We start from the raw sequence: 19,913 nt of genomic DNA, 5'->3' as shown, positions 1-19,913 counted from the left end.
CGACCAGCTCAGCGGACGAGGATCGCCCTGAGATCGTTGACATTCGTGCCTGTCGGGCCAGGCACGAAGAGATCGCCAACCGCATTGAAGGCCGTCCAGGCATTGTTGCCGGCCAGCATTGCCTTGGCATCGACGCCGGCTGCGCGCATGCGCGATACGGTCGAGCCATCGGCGAAGGCTCCGGCATTGTCTTCGGAACCGTCGATGCCATCGGTGTCAGCGGCCAGTGCGTGGATACCGTCGACGCCATTGATACCGATGGCGAAAGCCAGCAGGAATTCCGAGTTGCGGCCGCCCTTGCCCTTGGAGCGGAGCGTTACGGTTGTTTCGCCGCCCGACAGGATGAGCACCGGCTTCTGGAAAGGCCGGTTGCGCGTCACCACTTCGCGCGCGATCGCGGCATGGACGCCGCCAACCTCGCGCGCTTCGCCTTCGATTGCATCGGAGAGGACAACCGCTTCGACGCCTTGCCTTTTCGCTTCCGCCGCCGCCGCATCCAATGACACGCCGGCCGAGGCGATCAGGTGGACCTCGTTGCGCGAAAAGCGTTCATCATCCGGGCTTGGCGCATCGGCGGCCGGCGAATTGATGTGAGCCATCACCGCGGCCGGCAGTTTCATGCCGTAAGCAGCGATCGACGCCAGCGCATCCTGCCGGCTGCCGGTATCCGGTACGGTCGGGCCGGAAGCGACCAGCGCCGGATTATCGCCGGGAATGTCGGAGACAACCAGTGATACCACCTTGGCCGGCCAGGCGGCGGCAGCCAGCCGGCCGCCCTTGATGGCGGAAAGGTGCTTGCGGATGGTGTTCATCGCCGCGATCGGCGCGCCGGAGGCGAGCAGCGCTTCGTTGACGGCGATCTCGTCGGCCAGCGTCAGGCTGCCGGCAGGCGACGGCAGCAGCGCCGAACCTCCGCCGGAAATCAGCGCCACGACCAGATCGTCCGCCGTCAGCCCTTGCACCTTCGCCAACAGCCGGCGCGAGGCTTCAAGCCCGGCAGCGTCCGGCACCGGATGCGCCGCCTCGATGATCTCGATGCGCTCGCAGGTTGCGCCGTAACCGTAGCGGGTCACGACCAGCCCTTCGATCGGGCCGTCCCAGACCTTCTCGAACGCCGCCGCCATCTGCGCCGAGCCCTTGCCCGCGCCAATGACGATGGTGCGGCCCTTGGGCTTCGCCGGCAGATGATCCCTGATGGTTCGTTCCGGATCGGCGGCGGCGACGGCCGCGTTGAAGATGGAGGTGAGGAACGATTTAGGGTCGAGCACGGTCATTCGGCTTCCAGAGGCAATGCCAGCCCGCGTCTCTCGACGCCCAAATGATCGCACAGTGCATCGACCACGACGCCGTGATCCTGGCGCTCCGGCAGGCCTGAAACGGCGATGACGCCGATGACGCCAGCGCCCTTGACCGTCACTGGAAACCCACCGCCGGCCAGCACGTAGTCTGATATATCCAGCCCTTCGCCAACTTTGAAGGTGCGGTCCGGACGCTGCTGTTCCAGCACCATGCGGTAGGTGCTCCTGAGGAACCGCTTGACGACATTGATCTTGCGCCGCGCCCAGTCGGGATTGGAAGCGTTCGAACCAGGCATCGCGGCGTAGAACAGAGGCCGATCGAAGGTCCTGATTTCGACGATAACAGGCAGGTTTTCGGCGAGTGCCCGGTCGCGGATGGCTGAACCGATCTTGAAAGCAACGGCCTCGTCAAAGGCGGCGAAGACCAGGACTTCTTCCTGTCTCTTGATCAGAGCGATGTCGTCAGCAACGGCCATTTTCTCTCTCCGAAAATCGTCACAAATCGTTTGTACGACAAGCTCCGCCCGGTCAAGCTTCCGTGGCGGCGGCCCCCTCATCCGGCCGCTTCGCGGCCACACCGCCCTCCGGGCGTTCGTTGTTCGAAAAGCCAAGCAATTGGCTTTTCGTCCGCTGCGCGGACCACGCCTCACCCCCGCTGGGGAGAAGAGACGAGCATGGGCCTCGGCTTCCTCCTCTCCCCTCGGGGAGAGGTCGGATTGCCCCGAATTGCCCTTTGCAATTCGGTTGGCAATCCGGGTGAGGGGGTCTTACCCCGCGATCATGTCGCTCTTGGCCGACCGCCCAGCCACATAGACCTCACGCACGGCGCGGTCGTCACCCAGCGTCTGCAGCAGGAACAATTCCTGCGCCAGCGTCTCGACCGTTTCCATCCTGAGCCGCATCGCCGATGTCGCCCTGGCATCGAGCACGACGATGTCGGCATCGCTGCCTGCGTCCAGCGTGCCGATCTTTTCCGCCACCGACAGCGCCTCGGCATTGCCGCGCGTTATCTGCCAGAAGGACTGGAACGGGTTCAGCTTCTCGCCGTTCAGCGCGATCACCTTGTAGCCCTCATCCATGGTGCGCAGCATCGAGTAGTTGGTGCCGCCGCCGACATCGGTGGCGGCTGCGATGCGGATCGGCTTTTCGCGGCGGCGAAAACGCTGATAGTCAAACAGGCCGGAGCCGAGGAACAGGTTCGAGGTCGGGCAGAACACCGCCACCGAGCCCGAATCCGACAGCGCATCCGCTTCGCGCTCCGACAAATGGATGCAATGGCCGAACAGGCTTTTTTTGCCCAACAGCCCATAGTGCTCGTAGACGTCGGTGTAGTCGCGCGACCACGGATAGAGTTCCTGCGTGAAGGCGATCTCGGCGTGGTTTTCCGAGAGATGCGTCTGCATGTGCAGGTCGGGATATTCCCGACAGAGCGCGCCGGCCATCTCCAACTGCTGCGGCGAAGAGGTGATGGCGAAGCGTGGCGTGATGGCATAAAGCTGCCGTCCCTTGCCGTGCCATTCCTTGATCAGCGCCTTCGTGTCGTCGTAGCCGGATTGCGGTGTGTCGAGCACGCCATCGGGCGCATTGCGGTCCATCATCACCTTGCCGGCGATGTTGAGCATGTTGCGGTCATGCGACTCGGCAAAGAAGGCTTCGGCCGACGCTTTGTGCACCGAGCAGTAGGCGGCGACCGTCGTGGTGCCGTGGCGCACCATCTCGTCGAGGAACAGCCGCGCGATACGGCGGCCATGCTGCGCGTTGGCGAACTTCGTCTCTTCCGGAAAGGTGTAGGTGTTCAGCCAGTCGAGCAGCTCAGCGCCATAGGAGGCGATGATCTGCATCTGCGGAAAATGCGCATGCGCGTCGATGAAGCCGGGCAGCAGCAGATGTGGCCGGTGGTCGATTCTTTTCGCTGCCTCGCCGGCTTGCTTTTCAACATCGGCATAGGCGCCAGCGGCGACGATCCTGCCGTCGCGGATCAGCAGGCCACCATCCTCCTCGTAGCGCCAGGCGGCATGATCATCGATGGTTTCGGGCCAGCGCACAAAGGACAGCGTGCGGCCGCGCAGAAGTGTCGAGGTCATGCTATTTCCCCGCGCCTTCGAACCAGGCCACCAGCAGCGCTCGTTCCTTGTCGGTAATCTGCGAGACGTTTGCGGGCGGCATGGCGTGGCTGCGGCCGGCCTGCAGATAGATCTCGCGGGCGTGGTTGGCGATATCCGCATCGGTGTCGAGCATCACGCCCTGCGGCGCATGATAGATGCCCTCATAGACCGGCTCCGCCGCGTGGCACATCGAACAGCGGCCGAGCACGGTGTCGCGCACCGCCGGGAAATGCGCTGAAGCGACATAGACCTGCGCTGCCGCCGATTCCCTGGGTTCGCCGGTCAGCACCTTCGGCGCGGTCGACAGCCAGATGATGATGATGAACAGGACGAGTGCCGCCAGCCAGGTCCAGGTCGGGTTGCCCTTGCGCGCATGGACGGAGTTGAAATAGTGCCGGATCAGCACGCCGATGATGAACACCAGCGAGGCGATGACCCAGTTGAACTCAGTGCCGAACGCCAGGGGATAGTGGTTCGACAGCATCAGGAACAGCACCGGCAGCGTCAGATAATTGTTGTGCAGGGAGCGCTGCTTGGCGATCTTGCCGTATTTCGGGTCAGGCTTGCGGCCAGCAATGAGGTCGGCGACGACAATCTTCTGGTTGGGGATGATGACCATGAAGACATTGGCCGACATGATCGTGGCGGTGATGGCGCCCAGATGCAGGAAGGCGGCGCGGCCGGTGAACAGATGCGTCAGCCCCCAGGCGATGAACACCAGCACGCAGTAGAGCACCAGCATCAGGCCGGTGTCACTTTTTCCCAGCGGCGAGCGGCACAGCAGATCATAGACCACCCAGCCAACGCCGATTGTTGCCAGCGACAGCAGGATACCGACCGGCACCGACATCGGCAGCACGTTCGGATCGATCAGGAACAGATCGGCCCCGGCATAATAGACGACGCACAGCATGGCGAAGCCGGACAGCCAGGTGGCGTAGGATTCCCATTTGAACCAGGTCAGGTGTTCCGGCATCTCGGCCGGCGCCACCAGATATTTCTGGATGTGGTAGAAACCGCCGCCATGCACCTGCCATTCCTCGCCGAAGGCGCCGACAGGCATGCCCGGGCGCTGGCGCAGGCCGAGATCGAGCGCGACGAAGTAGAAGGACGAGCCGATCCAGGCTATGCCGGTGACGACATGCAGCCAGCGCACGGCAAAGCTCAGCCAGTCCCAGAAAATCGCGAAATCCATCATTGACGTCGTCCCTGCCGATCCGGTGACTTTACGGGCTGGAGCGCAAACGGAAAGAGGCGAGGTGCACGAGGACTTTCAAAAAAAAATGGAAAATACTAGGGTCGTTGCATGCAGCAGGATGAGAGCTGCCCGAAGGCGGCCTCAGGAAAGCCACGAAACCTCATGGCCTATCTCGACAACATCGCCGTCTTCGTTCGCGTCGTCGAACTCGGCAATCTGTCGGCTGCGGGCCGCGACATGCGCATTTCACCGGCGGTCGCTTCCAACCGCATCAAGGAGCTGGAGAAGCACCTTGGGGTGCGGCTGTTCAACCGCACGACACGGCAATTGATGCCGACCGAGCACGGCACGGTTTTTTACGGCGGCGCCAAGCAGGTGCTGGAGGCGATTACCGAGGCGGAAGCCGCGGTTTCGGCGCTTTCCGGCCAGCCGCGCGGCACCATCCGCGTTACGGCACCCTTGGGCCTCGGCCGCCGGCTGGTGGCTTCGGGCATTCCGGATTTTCACGACAAATATCCCGATATCGAGGTGCGGCTCAGGCTCTCGGACCACAATGTCGATATCATGAAGGAAGGCATCGATGTCGCTTTCCGGCTCGGCATCATCGAGGATTCCAGCCTCAGGATGCGCGGCATCATGGAATGCGAGCGCGTGCTGGTGGCGGCACCGAAATATCTCGAGGCACGCGGCGAACCGCTCGAGCCGCAAGAGCTGATCGGCAAGAAGCACGACTGCCTGATGCTACGCTATTCCGGCGCGCGCGAATATGTGTGGACGCTGCAGACCCCCACAGGCCCGCAGAAATTCGAAGTGCACGGGCCCTACGACACCGACGATGGCGACGTGCTGACCGGCTGGGCGCTGTCGGGGCGCGGCATCATCAACAAGCCGCGCTTCGAGGTCGAGCCGTTCATCCGCGACCGGCGGCTGAAGGTGATCCTGAGCAGCACGCCGCCGACACCGGTGCAGTTCGCCGCCGTCTATCCGCACAAGAAGCTGCAGGATCCAAAAGTGCGGCTGCTGCTCGACTTCATGGCCGAACGCTGCCAGCGGCTGATCAACGATCTTCTTGCTGGGAAGTAGGGCTGGCCGACAAATAAAGGCTGGCCGGCACGTGACCGACGGTTGGCCCAGCGCCAGCGGTTGCCATCCGAGGACGTGACGAACATAGTTCCGGTGGTATTTCGTCTCGCAGGGATCATCGATGGACAGCGGCGCCACAATGCATCTTGCCGTTTCGCTGTTTCCGGGGATCGCCGATCCATCACCGGAGCCGGAATTCAGCCGCCTGGCTGGTTTCGTGCAAAAGGCTGAAGCAGCCGGGCTGGACATGGTGTTGCTTGCCGATTCCGCACCACTTGCCGGTGGTGATGCCGCGAACCGTCCGACGCCCTTCGAGGCGACGACTTTGCTGGCCGCTCTGGCGACGGTCACAAGCAGGATCGGCCTGGTCGCAGCTGCCTCGACAGTTGCACACCAACCCTACAATCTGGCGCGCCGTTTTGCTTCGCTCGACATCATCAGCCATGGCCGCGCCGGCTGGAACGCGACGATGGCGCAGAGCCCACGCGAGGCGGCCAATTTCAGCCGGCCGGAAGGGTTTTCACCAGGCGATTTTCGCCGCCGCGCCGAGGAATATATCGGCATTGTTCAAGGCTTGTGGCAGGGCTGGGATGCCGACGCATTGTTGTTCGACAGGAGCGGCGGTCGCTTCCACGACCCCGGAAAGATGCATCTGCTCGACCACAAGGGCGAGTTCTTTTCAGTGCGCGGACCGCTCAACGTCGCACGGTCGCCGCAGGACACGCCGGTGTTTGTCTTGTCGGGCCTGTCGGTATCAGACTTCGATATTGCCGCCCGCACCGCGGATGTCATTCTGCTGGACGACGGACTGATGGAGGGCGCGAAAGCACGCTATGACGAACTGAAGCGCCGCGTCGCAGCCTGCGGACGCGATCCGGATGCCGTGAAGGTGCTGACGAACGTCACGCCTATCGCCGACAGTAAGCCGGCTGCCGTCGCCGACAGGCTGGAAGAAGAATTCCGGGCGAAAAGCTGCGACGGGTTCAGCATCCAGATGCCGGCACAACTCTCGGCACTCGACGATTTCGTCGATCTGGTTTTGCCGGCGCTGAGGCGGCGCGGCCTGTTTCGGGAGAGCTATCGCGGCGCAGCCTTGCGCTCGCATCTCGGGCTTGCCGGCGGAGGTGACCAATGACCGCTCGCCAGATGAAGCTCGGTGCCTTTCTGTGGGCGACAGGCCACCATATCGCCGCCTGGCGCCACCCCAAGGCGCACGTGACCGCCGGCATCGACATCGACCATTACATCCAGCTGGCACGCACGGCGGAAGCGGCGAAATTCGACATGGTGTTCTGCGAAGACGCCGCCGGCCTGCGTGAAGCCAATGTCGGCATCGCCAGCCAGACCTCGCGCTCGATCGGCTTCGAACCGATCAGCCTGCTTTCAGCGCTTGCCGTCCAGACCAGCCGCATCGGTCTCGTCTCGACAGCCTCGACAAGCTACAACGAGCCCTATGGGCTGGCACGAACCTTCCTGTCGCTCGACCAACTGAGCGGCGGCCGGGCCGGCTGGAACCTGGTGACATCAGCCAGCCCCATCGAGGCCGCCAATTTCGGCTCGACAGGCCTCAAGCCCCATGCCGACCGCTACGAACGGGCGCGCGAGTTCGCCGAAGTGGTCGCCGGGCTTTGGCGCGGCAAGCTCGATGCGGCTTCCGGTCATGATGGCCAGAGCTTTTCGGTGCGGGACCCGCTCGACCTGCCGCGTTCGCCGCAGGGCGCTCCGGTCATGGTTCAGGCCGGCGCCTCGGATGTCGGCCGCGCCCTTGCCGCCCGCACCGCCGATGTGGTGTTCACCGCAGCGCAGACCTTCGAGGAAGCCAAGGCTTTCTATGACGATCTCAAGGGGCGCATGGCTGCCTATGGGCGCGAGCCCGACGACATCAAGATCATGCCCGGCGTCGCACCGGTGGTGGCGGAAACCGAGGCGGAGGCCCGCGAAAAATATGAGGAATTGCAGGAGCTGATCCCCGACGATGTCGGCGTTGCGCTGCTGTCCAGCTATCTCAGCATCTCCGATCTGTGGCGCCATCCGATCGACGGGCCGCTGCCGGAACTGCCGGAGAGCGAGGGGATGAAGAGCCGGCAAGCGCTGGTCATCGAGCAGTCACGCCGCGACAACCTTTCCATTCGCCAGCTTGCGCGCCATTTCGCCGGCGCGCGTGGCCATTGGCGCATCGTCGGCACAGCGAGCCAAATCGCCGACGAGCTGCAGGCGCGGTTCGAGGGCGGTGCGGCCGACGGCTTCAACGTCATGCCCTCTTATTTCCCCGGCGAACTCGATGCCTTTGCTACACTTGTCGTGCCGGAACTGCAGCGGCGCGGCCTGTTCCGCAAGGAATATGGGGGCCGCACATTGCGCGACCATCTGGGTTTGAAACGGCCGGTTTAGCTGCGACGCAAGCTTAGCCCGCCAGCACCTTGTCATGCGGAATTTGATGGTCGGCACTTAAGGCTGCGTTGTGAATGACCAGCGCCGTCATGATCTCGGCGGCCGCCAGCGCCGCAATGACTTGCGGGCGCTTGTCCTTGACGGCATCGCCGCCGATTGGCGAGACGAGGCGGGCAAACTCGGCTTCGCTGCCGTCCGCCGATTTCAGGAACCAATTCCTGAATGTCGCTTTCTTGGTCTTCGAACCGATCATGCCAACATAGGCAATGTCGCCGCGTTTCAGCGCTTCAGCGACGATCAGGAAATCCAGCGCATGGTCATGGGTGAGGATGGCGAAGGCGGTGCCGGCCGGAGCATCGCGCACCATCGCTTCCGGCATTGCTGTCAGCCGGGTCTCGACGGTTTCGGGCATGCCTTCCAGTGCTTCGGCCCGTGTCTCGATGACGACACCATGCACGGGAAGGAGCGCGATCGTCGACGCCAGCGCCTGGCCGACATGGCCGCCTCCGAAGATGTAGACATGCGGCAGATGCGCTTCCTCGGCTTCCGCAGCCGCGATCAGTTCGGCGGCGAGCGCTGCATCGACGAGCCGGATCAGCACTTCGACGCGCCCGCCGCAGCATTGGCCGATCTCCGGGCCTAGCGGGACGTCAAGGGTGGCGCGGCTATCCCTCCCCCTTGAGGGGAGGGTGGCGGCGAAGCCGCCGGGTGGGGTCGCAGCGGCGCGGGGTCTCTCCCCCCTTGAGGGGGAGATGGCCGCGAAGCGGCCAGAGGGGGTCCTCTCAGAAGGCACCGCAAGGACGTCGAGCACTGCCGCAGTGACCCCCTCTGTCGGCTTCGCCGACATCTCCCCCTCAAGGGGGGAGAGAAGCATCTGCCTGGCCTTGTCGATCGCCATATACTCAAGCTGACCACCGCCGATCGTGCCTGATATCGCCGATTGCGAGACGAGCATGAAGGCGCCCTTCTCGCGTGGCGTCGAGCCTTTGGTGCCGGCGACCTCGACCAAAGCGATGCGGCCTTGACCCGCAAGGAAGTCTCTCAGGCTTTGCACTTTCGAATTCATCATTCGCATTCCCGTACGGGAAACATAGGGTTTTTCGGTCCGAATTGCACGTTTTGCGGGATTCAGGCGCCAGCCTCGGCCTCTTTCTTCAACCGCTCAATCGCCATCAGCACGCATTCGGGCGTTGCAGGAGCATCGAGGCGCGGACAGATCTTGTGATCGGCGACGCTGGCCACCGCATCCGACAGCGCGTGCAGCACCGACATGCCGAGCGGGAACGGCGGCTCGCCGACCGCCTTGGAGCGGTGGATCGTCGGCTCGCTGGCTTCCGGCCAGTCGGCCAAGGTGACGTTGAAGATCTTCGGCCGGTCGGAGGCTAGCGGGATCTTGTAGGTCGACGGTGCATGGGTGCGCAGCCGGCCCTTGGCGTCCCACCACAGTTCCTCTGTCGTCAGCCAGCCCATGCCCTGGATGAAGCCACCCTCGATCTGGCCGATGTCGATGGCGCGGTTCAGCGAGCGGCCGCAGTCATGGAGAATATCGGTGCGCTCGACCATGTATTCACCCGTCAGCGTGTCGACCGAGACTTCCGAGCACGAGGCGCCATAGGCGAAATAGTAGAAGGGGCGGCCCTCGCCCTTGTCGCGGTTCCAGTGGATTTTCGGCGTCTTGTAGAAACCGGCCGCCGACAGCTGGATGCGGGCCATATAGGCCTGCTTGACGAGGTCGGCGAAGGCGATCTCCTGGTTACCGACGCGCACCCGGTTGGGCAGGAACAGCACCTGATCGCGCGGCACCTGATATTTTTCGGCGGCGAAATCGGTCAGCCGATCCTTGATCTGACGAGCCCCATTCTGCGCCGCCATGCCGTTGAGGTCGGAGCCGGACGACGCTGCCGTGGCCGAGGTGTTCGGCACCTTGCCGGTCGTGGTCGCGGTGATCTTCACCTGGTCGAGGTCGATCTGGAATTCTTCCGCCACCACTTGCGCCACCTTGACGTATAGGCCCTGCCCCATCTCGGTGCCGCCATGGTTCAGATGCACCGAGCCATCGGTATAGACATGCACCAGCGCGCCGGCCTGGTTGTAATGCGTGGCGGTGAACGAGATGCCGAACTTGACCGGCGTCAGCGCCAGGCCGCGCTTGATGAAACGGCTGTTGGCATTGAAGGCCGCTATTTCGCGCCGCCGCCGCGCATAGCTGGCGCTTTGCTCCAGCTCGGCAACGATGCGCTGGATGATGTTGTCCTCGACCGTCTGGTGGTAGGGCGTGATATTGCGGTCTGATGTGCCGTAGAAGTTCTTCTTGCGGATTTCGAGCGGATCCTTGCCGACCGCAAAGGCCACCTCGTCGATGACGCGCTCGGCGCCGACCATGCCTTGCGGGCCGCCGAAACCACGGAAGGCGGTGTTCGACACGGTGTTGGTGTAGAGCGGCGCCGATTGAGCGTGCACAGCTGGCCAGAAATAAGTGTTGTCGCAGTGGAACAGCGCGCGATCGGTCACCGGGCCGGAAAGGTCCGAGGAAAAACCGCAGCGCGCCGCGAACATGAAATCGACGCCGAGGACATTGCCCTCGTCATCGAAGCCGACCTCGTAGTCGACGAGGAAATCGTGACGCTTGCCGGTGGCGATCATGTCGTCATCACGGTCGGGCCGGATCTTCACGGCGCGATGGTGTTTCTTCGCGGCGATCGCGGCCAATGCGGCAAACTGGTTGCCCTGCGTTTCCTTGCCGCCGAAGCCACCGCCCATGCGGCGGATTTCCACCGTGATGGCGTTGCTCGGCACGCCCAGTGCATGGCTCACCATGTGCTGGACTTCGCTCGGATGCTGGGTCGAGGAATAGATGGTGACGTCCTGATCCTCGCCCGGAATGGCCATGGCGATATGGCCTTCGAGATAGAAATGCTCCTGGCCGCCTATGCGCATTTTTCCTTTCAGCCGGCGCGGCGCCTGACGGATCGCTGTGGCGGCATCGCCGCGCTTCAGCGTGAGAGGCGGCGTGACGAGCTTGTCCCTCTTCGGATCGAGCGCACCAATGTCGGTGACGAAAGGCAATTCCTTGTATTCGACCTTGGCCAGCCGCGTGGCGCGGCGCGCCTGCTCGCGCGTCTCGGCGATGACGCAGAAGATCGGCTGGCCGTAGAATTGCACCTTGCCGTCAGCAAGCACCGGCTCGTCGTGGCGGCCGGTTGGCGAAATGTCGTTCTCGCCGGGCACGTCATTGGCCGTCAGCACGTCGACAACGCCTAGCGCTGTACGCACCGCCGAGAGATCCATGCTGGTGATCGTGGCATGCGTGGCGGCAGAAAGCCCGAGGCAGCCATGCAGCGTGCCGGCCGGTTCCGGCATGTCGTCGATATAGACGGCCGTGCCGCTGACATGCTTGTGGGCGGAGTCATGGCGCTGATCGGTGGCAACACCGCCGGCGATCTTTTCAGCCTTGAGGTTGGGGGCAGCATGCTTGTTCATCATGCCGCCTCGTGCCTCGAAACCTGGATCGGCTCCCTGGTGCCGCTGGTCTCGGCCAAGAAGCGCAGCAAGAGGTTGCGCGCCGCCAGTGCCCGGTATTCGGCCGAGGCCCGCATGTCGGTGAGCGGTGTGAAATCCCTGGCATATTCGGCCATCGCCGTTTCAACCGTCTGTTCGGTCCATGGCTTGCCGAGCAGCGCTTTTTCGACAGAAGACGCCCGCTTCGGCGTCGCCGCCATGCCACCATAGGCGATGCGCACCTCCTCGACCGTACCATCCTTGGCCAGCGTCAGGAAGAAGGCGCCAAGGGCCGCCGTGATGTCCTCGTCGCGGCGCTTGGTGATCTTGTGGACGGCGAATTTTGTATCCTTGGCCGGAACAGGAACGTGCACGGCCTCGACGAATTCACCTGATAGCCGGTCCTGTTTGCCATAGGCGATGAAGAAGGTTTCCAGCGGGATCGTCCGCCGCTTCTTGCCCTTGCGCAGGGTGAGGCGCGCGCCGAGCGCTATCAAGGGCGGTGGCGTGTCGCCGATCGGCGAGCCGTTGGCGATGTTGCCGCCGATGGTGCCCATGTTGCGCACCTGTTCGCCGCCGATGCGGTCGAACAACGGCCCCAGCGCCGGGATGCGTTCGGCCAGCGTCGAGAACGCCTCGGTGTAGGTGACGCCGGCACCGATCGAAATGACGCCCTTGTCTTCCGAGATGGTGCACAGTCCGTCGAGATTGCCGATGAAAATGGCAGGCGAAATATCGCGCATGTGCTTGGTCACCCACAGGCCGACATCGGTCGAGCCGGCGACGATGGTGGCGCCGGGTTCCTTGTCCAGCACGGCGGCGAAATCGTCGACATTGGCCGGCACGACCAGCCGCGTCTTGCCGGTGCCTATCTCGACCCGGGCGCCGTCATGCATGGCTTCGAGCCTTGCGGTGATTGCCTTGCGCTCCGCGGCCAGCGGGTCCTTCGCCGCCTTGCCGTAGCTGGAGATGGTGTGAGCTGCGCGCATGATCGCCTCGTAACCGGTGCAGCGGCAGAGATTGCCTTGCAGAGCTTTTTCGATGGCCGCGTTCGAAGGGTCTGATGATTGCATCCACAGGCCATAGAGCGACATGACGAAACCCGGCGTGCAGAAGCCGCATTGCGAGCCGTGGAAATCGACCATCGCCTGCTGCACCGGGTGCAACTGGCCTGATGCACCGCGCAAATGCTCGACGGTCACGACATGGGTGCCATCGAGCGAGCCGAGGAAGCGGATGCAGGCATTGACGCTTTCGTAGACCAAACCGCCAGCGGAGAGCTTCCCGACCAGCACCGTGCAGGCGCCGCAATCGCCCTCGGCGCAACCTTCCTTGGTGCCGCGCAGCGAACGGTCGAGCCGCAGCCAGTCGAGCAGGGTCGCGTCGGGCGCCACCGATGAAAGCACGACATCCCTGCCATTGAGAATGAAACGCATCTCGTTGCGGATACTAATTTTGGCCATGCCTCAGCTCCCCCTGTACGTCGAGTAGCCGTAGGGCGAGACGAGCAGCGGCACGTGGTAATGCACCGGTTCGGCCATGCCGAAGCGGATCGGTATCACATCGAGAAAGGCGGGTTTCGGCAGGCTCAACCCCTGCTGGCGCAAATAGTCGCCCGCGGCGAAGAGCAGTTCGTATTCGCCGGGGCGGAACTCCGCGCCGGCGAGCAGCGGCTTGTCGCAGCGGCCATCGGCATTGGTGACAACGGTCTTCAAGTGTGTCCGCTCCTTGCCGTCGAGATGATAGAGCGCGATCGCCAATCCCGCCGCCGGCTTGCCGGTCGCCGTGTCGAGGACATGGGTCGTCAGACGCCCGCCATCGGCTTTCGACGTTTCTGCCATTGGCCGCCTCCCATTTCCGGTACGAGCGAATTTGGCCCGGTACGATCAAATATCAACAGTGAATTGTGCGCCAATTAAAGGCGATGCATAAGTCCCGGTCGAGCGGAGTGCGACAAAAACACTTTCAAAAATTTTCGGGGGAATGCGCAGGCAGCCCTTTCGATATCCTCATCATACTTCGGGCCATGCCCGGCAGGAGGGACGATGCGTTACAGCAGAGACATGCGCGGCTACGGAGCCAATCCGCCGGACCCGAAATGGCCTGGCGGTGCGCATGTCGCCGTGCAGTTCGTCGTCAATTACGAGGAAGGCGGCGAGAACTGCGTGCTGCACGGCGACAAGGCTTCTGAAGCCTTTCTGTCGGAAATCGTCGGCGCGGCACCCTGGGTGGGCCAACGCCACTGGAACATGGAATCCATCTACGAATATGGCGCGCGGGCGGGCTTCTGGCGGCTGCTTCGGCTGTTCACCGAGGCCGAGGTGCCGATCACCTGCTACGGCGTCGCCACAGCGCTCGCCCGTTCGCCGGATCAAGTCACGGCCATGCAGGAAGCCGGCTGGGAGATCGCCTCGCACGGGCTGAGATGGATCGACTACCGCGACCACAGCGCCGAGGACGAGCGCCGCGACCTCGAAGCGGCCATCAAACTGCATTACGAAGTAACCGGCGAGCGCCCGACCGGCTGGTATACGGGCCGCACTTCGGTCAACACAGTGCGGATTGTCGCGGAAGAAGGCGGCTTCGACTATGTGTCGGACACTTACGATGACGAACTGCCCTACTGGTTCGAGCACAGTGGCGGCACGCAGCTCATCATCCCCTATACGCTCGACGCCAACGACATGCGCTTCGCCACGCCTCAGGGCTTCAACTCGGGCGACCAGTTCTTTGCCTATCTGAAGGACAGCTTCGACACGCTCTATGCCGAGGGCCAGGCGGGGCGGCCGCGCATGATGAACATCGGTCTGCATTGCCGCCTCGTCGGGCGGCCCGGCCGGGTGGCGGCGCTGAAGCGCTTCGTCGACTATGTGAAGTCGCACGACAAGGTCTGGCTGGCGCGGCGCATCGACATCGCCAAGCACTGGCAAGAGGTCAATCCTTATCAACCGGCGGCACTCCGCCCGTCGAAGATGGAATTCGAGACCTTCGTCCACACCTTCGGCGGTGTGTTCGAGCATTCGCCCTGGATCGCCGAACGCGCCTACGAGCTGGAACTGGGTCCGGCGCACGACACATCGGGCGGCTTGCACAATGCGCTCTGCCGCGTCTTCCGGTCCGCCAGCGAAACCGAGCGGCTTTCGGTGCTGAACGCCCATCCCGATCTTGCCGGCAAATTGGCCAAGGCCAAACGGCTGACAGCGGAATCGACCAGGGAGCAGGCCTCGGCCGGCCTCGACGCGCTGACCGACAAGGAGCGCGAACTGTTTTCCAAGCTCAACGCCGCCTACGTCACCACCTTTGGCTTCCCCTTCATCATCGCGGTGAAGGGCAAGACCAGGCAAGAGATCCTGGCGGAATTCGAGGCGCGCATCGGCAACAGCCGCGGCGTCGAATTCGAGACCGCCTGCAAACAGGTCGAGCGCATCGCGCTGCTCCGCCTCAAGGACATGCTTCCGCAATAGGTTTGAACCCATGGATACGATCAGGATGCCCGACCGAACCTATTACGCGCCGCATGGCGGCCAACCCGGCCAGAGCGAGCTTCTGACCGGCCGCGCCGTCTTCACCGAGGCCTATGCCGTCATCCCCCGCGGCGTGATGCAGGATATCGTCACCAGCGCTCTGCCGTTCTGGGACAAGACGCGCGTCTGGATCTTGTCGCGACCGCTGTCCGGTTTTGCCGAGACGTTCTCGCAATACATTGTCGAGGTTGCGCCCGGCGGCGGCAGCGAGCGGCCGGAGCCCGATGCTGGTGCGGAAGGCGCCCTGTTCGTGGTCGAGGGCGAGCTGACGGTTCTGCTTGCCGGCAAGAAGCATGTCTTGCGGCCGGGTGGCTTTGCGTTCCTGCCGCCGGCCAGCGGCTGGACGGTCCGCAACGAAAGCAAGGCGGCCGTGCGCTTCCACTGGATTCGCAAGGCTTACGAGGCGGTCGACGGTCTCGATGTGCCGGAAGCTTTATTCACCAACGAGCAGAAGATCGCGCCAACGCCGATGCCCGGCACCGAGGGCCGCTGGGCGACGACGCGTTTCGTCGATCCGGCCGATTTGCGCCACGACATGCACATGACCATTGTGACGCTGGAACCGGGTGCCGTCATTCCCTTCGCCGAGACCCATGTCATGGAGCACGGTCTCTATGTGCTGGAAGGCAAGGCAGTCTACCGCCTCAACCAGGACTGGGTCGAGGTCGAGGCCGGCGACTATATGTGGCTGCGCGCCTTCTGCCCGCAGGCCTGCTATGCCGGCGGCCCGGGCAAATTCCGCTATCTGCTCTACAAGGACGTCAACCGGCACGCCAAGCTCGGCGGCGCAGGCATCGCAAGGCGCGCGCCATGACACGTATCGTCGCGCGGCCGCTGACCCGCGAGAGCTTTGCCCCATTCGGTGACGTCATCGACATGGGTGGCGACAACCACTACCCGATCAATGGCGGCAAGGCCGAGCGCTACCACGATCTCGCAACCGCCGAGGCGACCGGGCCGAACGCCCGCGTGCTGATCTCGATGGCGCGCGGTTCGCCTTACGAACTGCCGCTGAAGCTGAGCATGGTCGAGCGCCACCCTTTCGGCAGCCAGGCTTTCATTCCGCTATCGCCACGCCCGTTCCTGGTCGTTGTCTGCCATGACGGCGATCAGGGGCCGGGCGAGCCGCATGCCTTCATCACCGCACCCAGACAAGGCATCAACTATTACCGCAATCTCTGGCATGGCGTGCTGACGCCGCTCGGCGAACCTCAGGACTTCCTGATCGTCGACCGTGGCGGTGACGGCTCCAACCTCGAAGAATTCCATTTCTCGCACGCCTACGAGATCCATCTCGCTTAATTTTTTTGTGCATGTCGTTACCCCAAAACCGGGGCACTTTTGGGCGACATGCAGCAGGAGACCCCGTAATGACCGACATTTCGCTGATCGACCGCCTGCTCGATGTGATCGAGCACGACATCGTGCCGAAGACGGCCGATGGCGTTGTCCACGGCAACAAGCTGTTTGGCGCGGCGATCCTGAGGAAGGATGATCGTTCGCTGGTGCTGGCCGAGACCAACAACGAGATCGAAAACCCGCTCTGGCATGGCGAGGTGCATTGCCTGAAGCGTTTCTACGAAATGCCGAAGGCCGAGCGCGTCGACACCAAGGACGCTATCTTCCTCGCCACGCATGAGCCCTGCTCGCTGTGCCTGTCGGCGATCACCTGGACCGGCTTCGACAATTTCTATTATCTGTTCAGCCACGAGGATTCGCGCGACAGTTTTGCCATCCCGCACGACCTGAAGATCCTGAAAGAGGTCTTCACCCTCGATCCCGGCGGCTACAACACTGAGAATGCCTACTGGAAGAGCTTTTCGATCCGCAGGCTGGTGGGGGCGTTGCCCGAGGCAGAGCGCCAGCGCCTGGAAACACGTATTGGCGCGATTTCGGGGCGTTACGACGAATTGTCGGGTGCCTACCAATCCAGCAAGGCCGAGAACGATATACCGCTGAATTAGGCTCTCAGGCCTGCCGGGGGCACTCTTGAATTGCCACCTTTATGGTGGCATATTGTGTCATGGAGAAACGCAGGCCCACCTACGATCTTGATGCCATCAAGACGACGTTCGGGTCTGTCAATACGCTGGCGATCACGACGTCCGCTCTGCGGGACGCCACCGGCCTTGGCTTCGACCGTGCCGGTGTGGTCGAGGTGATCGGCGGCATGACGCGAAAAATGTTCGTGAAGTCCATGACGACCTTTGCGGATCATCGGGTCTGGCAGGATGTCTATCACGTGCCGGTGCGCGACCTGATCCTCTACGTGAAATTCCAAGCGGATGTCGTGACTGAGTTCACGGTCATGTCGTTCAAGGAGAAATGACCATGGCGACAAGAGAAGAAAATCGGACCATGATTTCCCCCGAAACCGGGGAAACGCTCACGCGTGAAGTGCGTCCGTTCACCGTGGCGTACAAGGGCGAGAGCATAATTGTCGACCTTCCGGGTTACTATCCAGCATCCGGTGACGAGGGTGTGCATGTCGGAGATGACATGGTTGCCGTCGATGCCGCGCTCCGCGTCCTCAAGGAAAAGATCGATGGTGTGCCGGCCCCGGCAACCATCCGCCGCATGCGCACAAAGCTCAATCTGTCGCAGCGCGAGGCAGGATCTCTGTTCAAGGTCGGCGAGAATGCTTTCGACAAGTATGAAAGGGGCCTGATCGAGCCGAGTGGCCCGACCATTCAATTGATGACGCTGCTGGAAAAACATCCCGAACTGCTGGATGAATTGCGGTAGCGGCACCAGGTCGCATTTTTCGCTGCTCCAGTCGCGAATGGCGATTGAAAGTCGCCGCGTCGCGGGGCGTTATGCAGCCATGAAAACCGTCACCGAATTTCCCCGCAAGGTCGTCGAACTCCCGGATATGGGCATCGTCATGCCGGATGGCTGCCGGCTGTCGGCGCGGGTCTGGATGCCGGAAGATGCCGGCGACGATCCGGTGCCGGCGATCCTCGAGCATCTGCCCTACCGCAAGCGCGACGGCACCATCTTTCGCGATCAGCTAACGCATCCCTATTTCGCCGGCCATGGCTATGCCTCGATCCGCGTCGACATGCGCGGCAATGGCGATTCCGAAGGGCTGATGGACGACGAGTATTCCGAGCAGGAATTGCAGGATGCCTGCGACGTCATCGCCTGGGCGGCAAGCCAGCCCTGGTGCAACGGCAATGTCGGCATGATGGGCATTTCCTGGGGCGGCTTCAACTGCCTGCAGGTCGCGGCCAAGCAGCCGCCGGCGCTGAAAGCGGTGATCAGCCTGTGCTCGACCGTCGACCGCTATGCCGACGACATCCACTACAAGGGCGGCTGCCTGCTGATCGAGAATTTCGGCTGGGCCTCGACCATGCTCTCCTACTCGTCGCGGCCGCCGGACCCGCTGCTGGCCGGCGACAACAGATGGCGCGATCTGTGGCTGACCCGGCTGGAAAACCAGTCCTTCCTGGCGCCGCTGTGGCTGAAGCACCAGCACCGCGACGCCTACTGGAAGCGCGGGTCGATCTGCGAGGATTTCTCCACCGTCAAAGCCGCGGTGCTGTCGATCGGCGGCTGGCATGACGGCTACCGCAACACCGTCTCGCATCTGGCCAGCAACATCGGAGCGCCAGTCAAGGGCATCATTGGCCCGTGGATCCACAAATACCCGCATTACGCGGGACCCAAGCCCGCCATCGGCTTCCTGCAGGAGGCGTTGCGCTGGTGGGACCGCTGGCTGAAGGACATCGACACCGGCGTCGAGACCGATCCGGCCTACCGCGCCTATGTGATGGACAGCGTGCGCCCGGCACGCTGGCATCCCGAGCGGCCGGGCCGCTGGGTGGCGGAGCAGGAATGGCCCTCGCCAGCCATCAAGACGCAAACGGTCGATCTGATCCCCGCAGGCGAAAAACCCACCATCGTCGCCTCGCCGCAAAGCTGCGGCCTGGCCGGCGGCGAGTATTTTCCCTTCACTTTCGGCCCCGAACTGCCCGGCGACCAACGCCCCGACGATGCCTTGTCGGTGTGTTTCGACCAGCCGGAACTCAACGAGGCGATCGACATCGTCGGCGCGCCCGAAGTCGAGGTGCGGCTATCCTCCGATCGTCCGCAGGCCAATATCGCTATCCGGCTGTGCGACGTTCACCCGGACGGTGCATCGGAACTGATTTCCTACGGCGTGCTCAACCTGACGCATCGTAATTCGCATGAATTTCCCGAGGCGCTGGTGCCGGGCGAAACCGTGTCTGCGCGCGTCGTGCTCGATCAATGCGCCTATCGCGTGCCGGCCGGCCACCGGCTGCGTGTTGCCGTTTCGAACACCTACTGGCCGATGATCTGGCCATCGCCGGAGCCGGTCCAGCTCGCCTTGTCGGCGGCGACGCTCAACTTGCCGCTGCGGCCGCTGGCGACAGGCGACGAAATAGCGTTCGCCGAGCCGGAAGGTGCCACTCCCTGGGCAACGGAGACGATCCGCGCCGCCAATTCCGAGCGCCATGTCGATCGTGACGAAAAGACGGGAATCGTGACGCTTTCCATTGTTGATGATTTCGGCGAGGTGCGCGATCTCGCTCATGGCCTGGCCAATGGCAGCATCGCCCGCGAGACCTGGACGATCCACCCCGATGATCCGCTGTCAGCCTCGGGGAAGACGCACTGGACACAGACCCTGTCGCGAAATGGATGGTCGGTGCGCACCGAGACATCGGCAGAGATGCGATCGGACGCGCAAAACTTCATCGTCAGCGCCAGAATCGAGGCCTATGAGGGTGAAAACCTCGTTTTCGAGCGCAATTTCGAGGAAAAGGTCCAGCGCGCGCTTCTTTGAGCACGG

Annotated in this window: 18 protein-coding genes; 10 read left to right on the top strand and 8 right to left on the bottom strand. The window is 63.1% G+C overall.

Annotation, left to right across the window (positions count from 1 at the left end):
- Positions 1-8 precede the first annotated feature (8 nt).
- The 4 genes from ACFOJ9_RS35930 to ACFOJ9_RS35915 form a co-directional block, all read right to left on the bottom strand.
- Positions 9-1,274, bottom strand: coding sequence for a glycerate kinase type-2 family protein (locus ACFOJ9_RS35930; protein ID WP_378986468.1), 1,266 nt, complete (start codon positions 1,272-1,274; stop codon positions 9-11).
- The gene (locus tag ACFOJ9_RS35925; protein WP_378986466.1) at positions 1,271-1,774 is read right to left on the bottom strand and encodes a heme-degrading domain-containing protein; all 504 of its coding nucleotides are present in this window, start codon (positions 1,772-1,774) and stop codon (positions 1,271-1,273) included. The genes ACFOJ9_RS35930 and ACFOJ9_RS35925 overlap by 4 nt, the downstream gene beginning before the upstream one ends.
- A 291-nt stretch (positions 1,775-2,065) precedes the next feature.
- The gene (gene guaD / locus ACFOJ9_RS35920; protein WP_378986464.1) at positions 2,066-3,382 is read right to left on the bottom strand and encodes a guanine deaminase; all 1,317 of its coding nucleotides are present in this window, start codon (positions 3,380-3,382) and stop codon (positions 2,066-2,068) included.
- Between the two features lies 1 nt (position 3,383).
- Positions 3,384-4,601, bottom strand: coding sequence for a urate hydroxylase PuuD (locus ACFOJ9_RS35915; protein ID WP_378986462.1), 1,218 nt, complete (start codon positions 4,599-4,601; stop codon positions 3,384-3,386).
- Positions 4,602-4,763: 162 nt separating this feature from the next.
- Here ACFOJ9_RS35915 and ACFOJ9_RS35910 point away from each other — a divergent pair, with 162 nt between their 5' ends.
- The 3 genes from ACFOJ9_RS35910 (at position 4,764) to ACFOJ9_RS35900 (ending at position 8,075) form a co-directional block, all read left to right on the top strand.
- Complete coding sequence (locus ACFOJ9_RS35910) at positions 4,764-5,684, top strand: LysR family transcriptional regulator (protein ID WP_128302775.1); 921 nt, start codon at positions 4,764-4,766, stop codon at positions 5,682-5,684.
- Between the two features lie 121 nt (positions 5,685-5,805).
- On the top strand, positions 5,806-6,819 hold the full coding sequence (locus ACFOJ9_RS35905) for an LLM class flavin-dependent oxidoreductase (protein ID WP_378986460.1): 1,014 nt from the start codon (positions 5,806-5,808) through the stop codon (positions 6,817-6,819).
- On the top strand, positions 6,816-8,075 hold the full coding sequence (locus ACFOJ9_RS35900; RefSeq protein WP_378986458.1) for an LLM class flavin-dependent oxidoreductase: 1,260 nt from the start codon (positions 6,816-6,818) through the stop codon (positions 8,073-8,075). Before ACFOJ9_RS35905 ends, ACFOJ9_RS35900 begins: the two co-directional genes overlap by 4 nt.
- 13 nt (positions 8,076-8,088) lie before the next feature.
- Here ACFOJ9_RS35900 and xdhC read toward each other — a convergent pair whose 3' ends face one another.
- The 4 genes from xdhC to uraH form a co-directional block, all read right to left on the bottom strand.
- Complete coding sequence (gene xdhC, locus ACFOJ9_RS35895; protein ID WP_378988281.1) at positions 8,089-9,141, bottom strand: xanthine dehydrogenase accessory protein XdhC; 1,053 nt, start codon at positions 9,139-9,141, stop codon at positions 8,089-8,091.
- Positions 9,142-9,203: 62 nt separating this feature from the next.
- Entirely contained in the window at positions 9,204-11,555 is a 2,352-nt protein-coding gene (xdhB, locus tag ACFOJ9_RS35890) for a xanthine dehydrogenase molybdopterin binding subunit (RefSeq protein WP_378986456.1), read from the bottom strand.
- Positions 11,555-13,036, bottom strand: a complete 1,482-nt coding sequence (xdhA, locus tag ACFOJ9_RS35885) for a xanthine dehydrogenase small subunit (RefSeq protein WP_378986454.1) — start codon at positions 13,034-13,036, stop codon at positions 11,555-11,557. The genes xdhB and xdhA overlap by 1 nt, the downstream gene beginning before the upstream one ends.
- 3 nt (positions 13,037-13,039) lie before the next feature.
- Complete coding sequence (gene uraH / locus ACFOJ9_RS35880) at positions 13,040-13,414, bottom strand: hydroxyisourate hydrolase (RefSeq protein ID WP_378986452.1); 375 nt, start codon at positions 13,412-13,414, stop codon at positions 13,040-13,042.
- Between the two features lie 204 nt (positions 13,415-13,618).
- On the opposite strand from uraH, the gene puuE reads away from it, so the two are divergent.
- The 7 genes from puuE (at position 13,619) to ACFOJ9_RS35845 (ending at position 19,907) form a co-directional block, all read left to right on the top strand.
- On the top strand, positions 13,619-15,037 hold the full coding sequence (puuE, locus tag ACFOJ9_RS35875; RefSeq protein WP_378986450.1) for an allantoinase PuuE: 1,419 nt from the start codon (positions 13,619-13,621) through the stop codon (positions 15,035-15,037).
- Between the two features lie 10 nt (positions 15,038-15,047).
- A complete protein-coding gene (locus tag ACFOJ9_RS35870; protein WP_378986448.1) occupies positions 15,048-15,911 on the top strand; it encodes a bifunctional allantoicase/(S)-ureidoglycine aminohydrolase in 864 nt (287 codons plus the stop codon).
- Positions 15,908-16,399 (top strand): ureidoglycolate lyase, encoded by a 492-nt coding sequence (locus tag ACFOJ9_RS35865; protein ID WP_378986446.1) that lies wholly within the window; start codon positions 15,908-15,910, stop codon positions 16,397-16,399. The genes ACFOJ9_RS35870 and ACFOJ9_RS35865 overlap by 4 nt, the downstream gene beginning before the upstream one ends.
- Before the next feature lie 68 nt (positions 16,400-16,467).
- Positions 16,468-17,061 carry a nucleoside deaminase gene (locus ACFOJ9_RS35860; RefSeq protein ID WP_378986444.1) on the top strand — a complete coding sequence of 198 codons (594 nt, stop codon included), beginning with the start codon at positions 16,468-16,470 and terminating at the stop codon, positions 17,059-17,061.
- A 59-nt stretch (positions 17,062-17,120) separates the two neighbouring features.
- A complete protein-coding gene (locus ACFOJ9_RS35855; RefSeq protein ID WP_378986442.1) occupies positions 17,121-17,426 on the top strand; it encodes a type II toxin-antitoxin system MqsR family toxin in 306 nt (101 codons plus the stop codon).
- Positions 17,423-17,842, top strand: a complete 420-nt coding sequence (locus ACFOJ9_RS35850) for a type II toxin-antitoxin system MqsA family antitoxin (RefSeq protein ID WP_378986440.1) — start codon at positions 17,423-17,425, stop codon at positions 17,840-17,842. The genes ACFOJ9_RS35855 and ACFOJ9_RS35850 overlap by 4 nt, the downstream gene beginning before the upstream one ends.
- 79 nt (positions 17,843-17,921) lie before the next feature.
- A complete protein-coding gene (locus tag ACFOJ9_RS35845) occupies positions 17,922-19,907 on the top strand; it encodes a CocE/NonD family hydrolase (RefSeq protein WP_378986438.1) in 1,986 nt (661 codons plus the stop codon).
- Positions 19,908-19,913: the final 6 nt, after the last annotated feature.

Source organism: Mesorhizobium cantuariense, from assembly GCF_042647205.1.
Taxonomy (GTDB): domain Bacteria; phylum Pseudomonadota; class Alphaproteobacteria; order Rhizobiales; family Rhizobiaceae; genus Mesorhizobium; species Mesorhizobium cantuariense.
The sequence above is the reverse complement of the archived record's forward strand: the minus strand, read 5'-3'. Positions and strand labels throughout refer to the sequence as shown.

What these genes read in the sequence shown, in the direction of transcription:
- ACFOJ9_RS35860 (WP_378986444.1), top strand. Translation starts at nt 16,468, where the DNA reads ATGACCGACATTTCGCTGATCGACCGCCTGCTCGATGTGATCGAGCAC.
- xdhB (WP_378986456.1), bottom strand. Translation starts at nt 11,555, where the DNA reads ATGAACAAGCATGCTGCCCCCAACCTCAAGGCTGAAAAGATCGCCGGC.
- uraH (WP_378986452.1), bottom strand. Translation starts at nt 13,414, where the DNA reads ATGGCAGAAACGTCGAAAGCCGATGGCGGGCGTCTGACGACCCATGTC.
- ACFOJ9_RS35930 (WP_378986468.1), bottom strand. Translation starts at nt 1,274, where the DNA reads ATGACCGTGCTCGACCCTAAATCGTTCCTCACCTCCATCTTCAACGCG.
- ACFOJ9_RS35865 (WP_378986446.1), top strand. Translation starts at nt 15,908, where the DNA reads ATGACACGTATCGTCGCGCGGCCGCTGACCCGCGAGAGCTTTGCCCCA.
- ACFOJ9_RS35850 (WP_378986440.1), top strand. Translation starts at nt 17,423, where the DNA reads ATGACCATGGCGACAAGAGAAGAAAATCGGACCATGATTTCCCCCGAA.
- ACFOJ9_RS35845 (WP_378986438.1), top strand. Translation starts at nt 17,922, where the DNA reads ATGAAAACCGTCACCGAATTTCCCCGCAAGGTCGTCGAACTCCCGGAT.
- puuE (WP_378986450.1), top strand. Translation starts at nt 13,619, where the DNA reads ATGCGTTACAGCAGAGACATGCGCGGCTACGGAGCCAATCCGCCGGAC.
- xdhA (WP_378986454.1), bottom strand. Translation starts at nt 13,036, where the DNA reads ATGGCCAAAATTAGTATCCGCAACGAGATGCGTTTCATTCTCAATGGC.
- ACFOJ9_RS35905 (WP_378986460.1), top strand. Translation starts at nt 5,806, where the DNA reads ATGGACAGCGGCGCCACAATGCATCTTGCCGTTTCGCTGTTTCCGGGG.
- ACFOJ9_RS35870 (WP_378986448.1), top strand. Translation starts at nt 15,048, where the DNA reads ATGGATACGATCAGGATGCCCGACCGAACCTATTACGCGCCGCATGGC.
- ACFOJ9_RS35925 (WP_378986466.1), bottom strand. Translation starts at nt 1,774, where the DNA reads ATGGCCGTTGCTGACGACATCGCTCTGATCAAGAGACAGGAAGAAGTC.
- ACFOJ9_RS35910 (WP_128302775.1), top strand. Translation starts at nt 4,764, where the DNA reads ATGGCCTATCTCGACAACATCGCCGTCTTCGTTCGCGTCGTCGAACTC.
- ACFOJ9_RS35900 (WP_378986458.1), top strand. Translation starts at nt 6,816, where the DNA reads ATGACCGCTCGCCAGATGAAGCTCGGTGCCTTTCTGTGGGCGACAGGC.
- ACFOJ9_RS35855 (WP_378986442.1), top strand. Translation starts at nt 17,121, where the DNA reads ATGGAGAAACGCAGGCCCACCTACGATCTTGATGCCATCAAGACGACG.
- guaD (WP_378986464.1), bottom strand. Translation starts at nt 3,382, where the DNA reads ATGACCTCGACACTTCTGCGCGGCCGCACGCTGTCCTTTGTGCGCTGG.
- ACFOJ9_RS35915 (WP_378986462.1), bottom strand. Translation starts at nt 4,601, where the DNA reads ATGATGGATTTCGCGATTTTCTGGGACTGGCTGAGCTTTGCCGTGCGC.
- xdhC (WP_378988281.1), bottom strand. Translation starts at nt 9,141, where the DNA reads ATGAATTCGAAAGTGCAAAGCCTGAGAGACTTCCTTGCGGGTCAAGGC.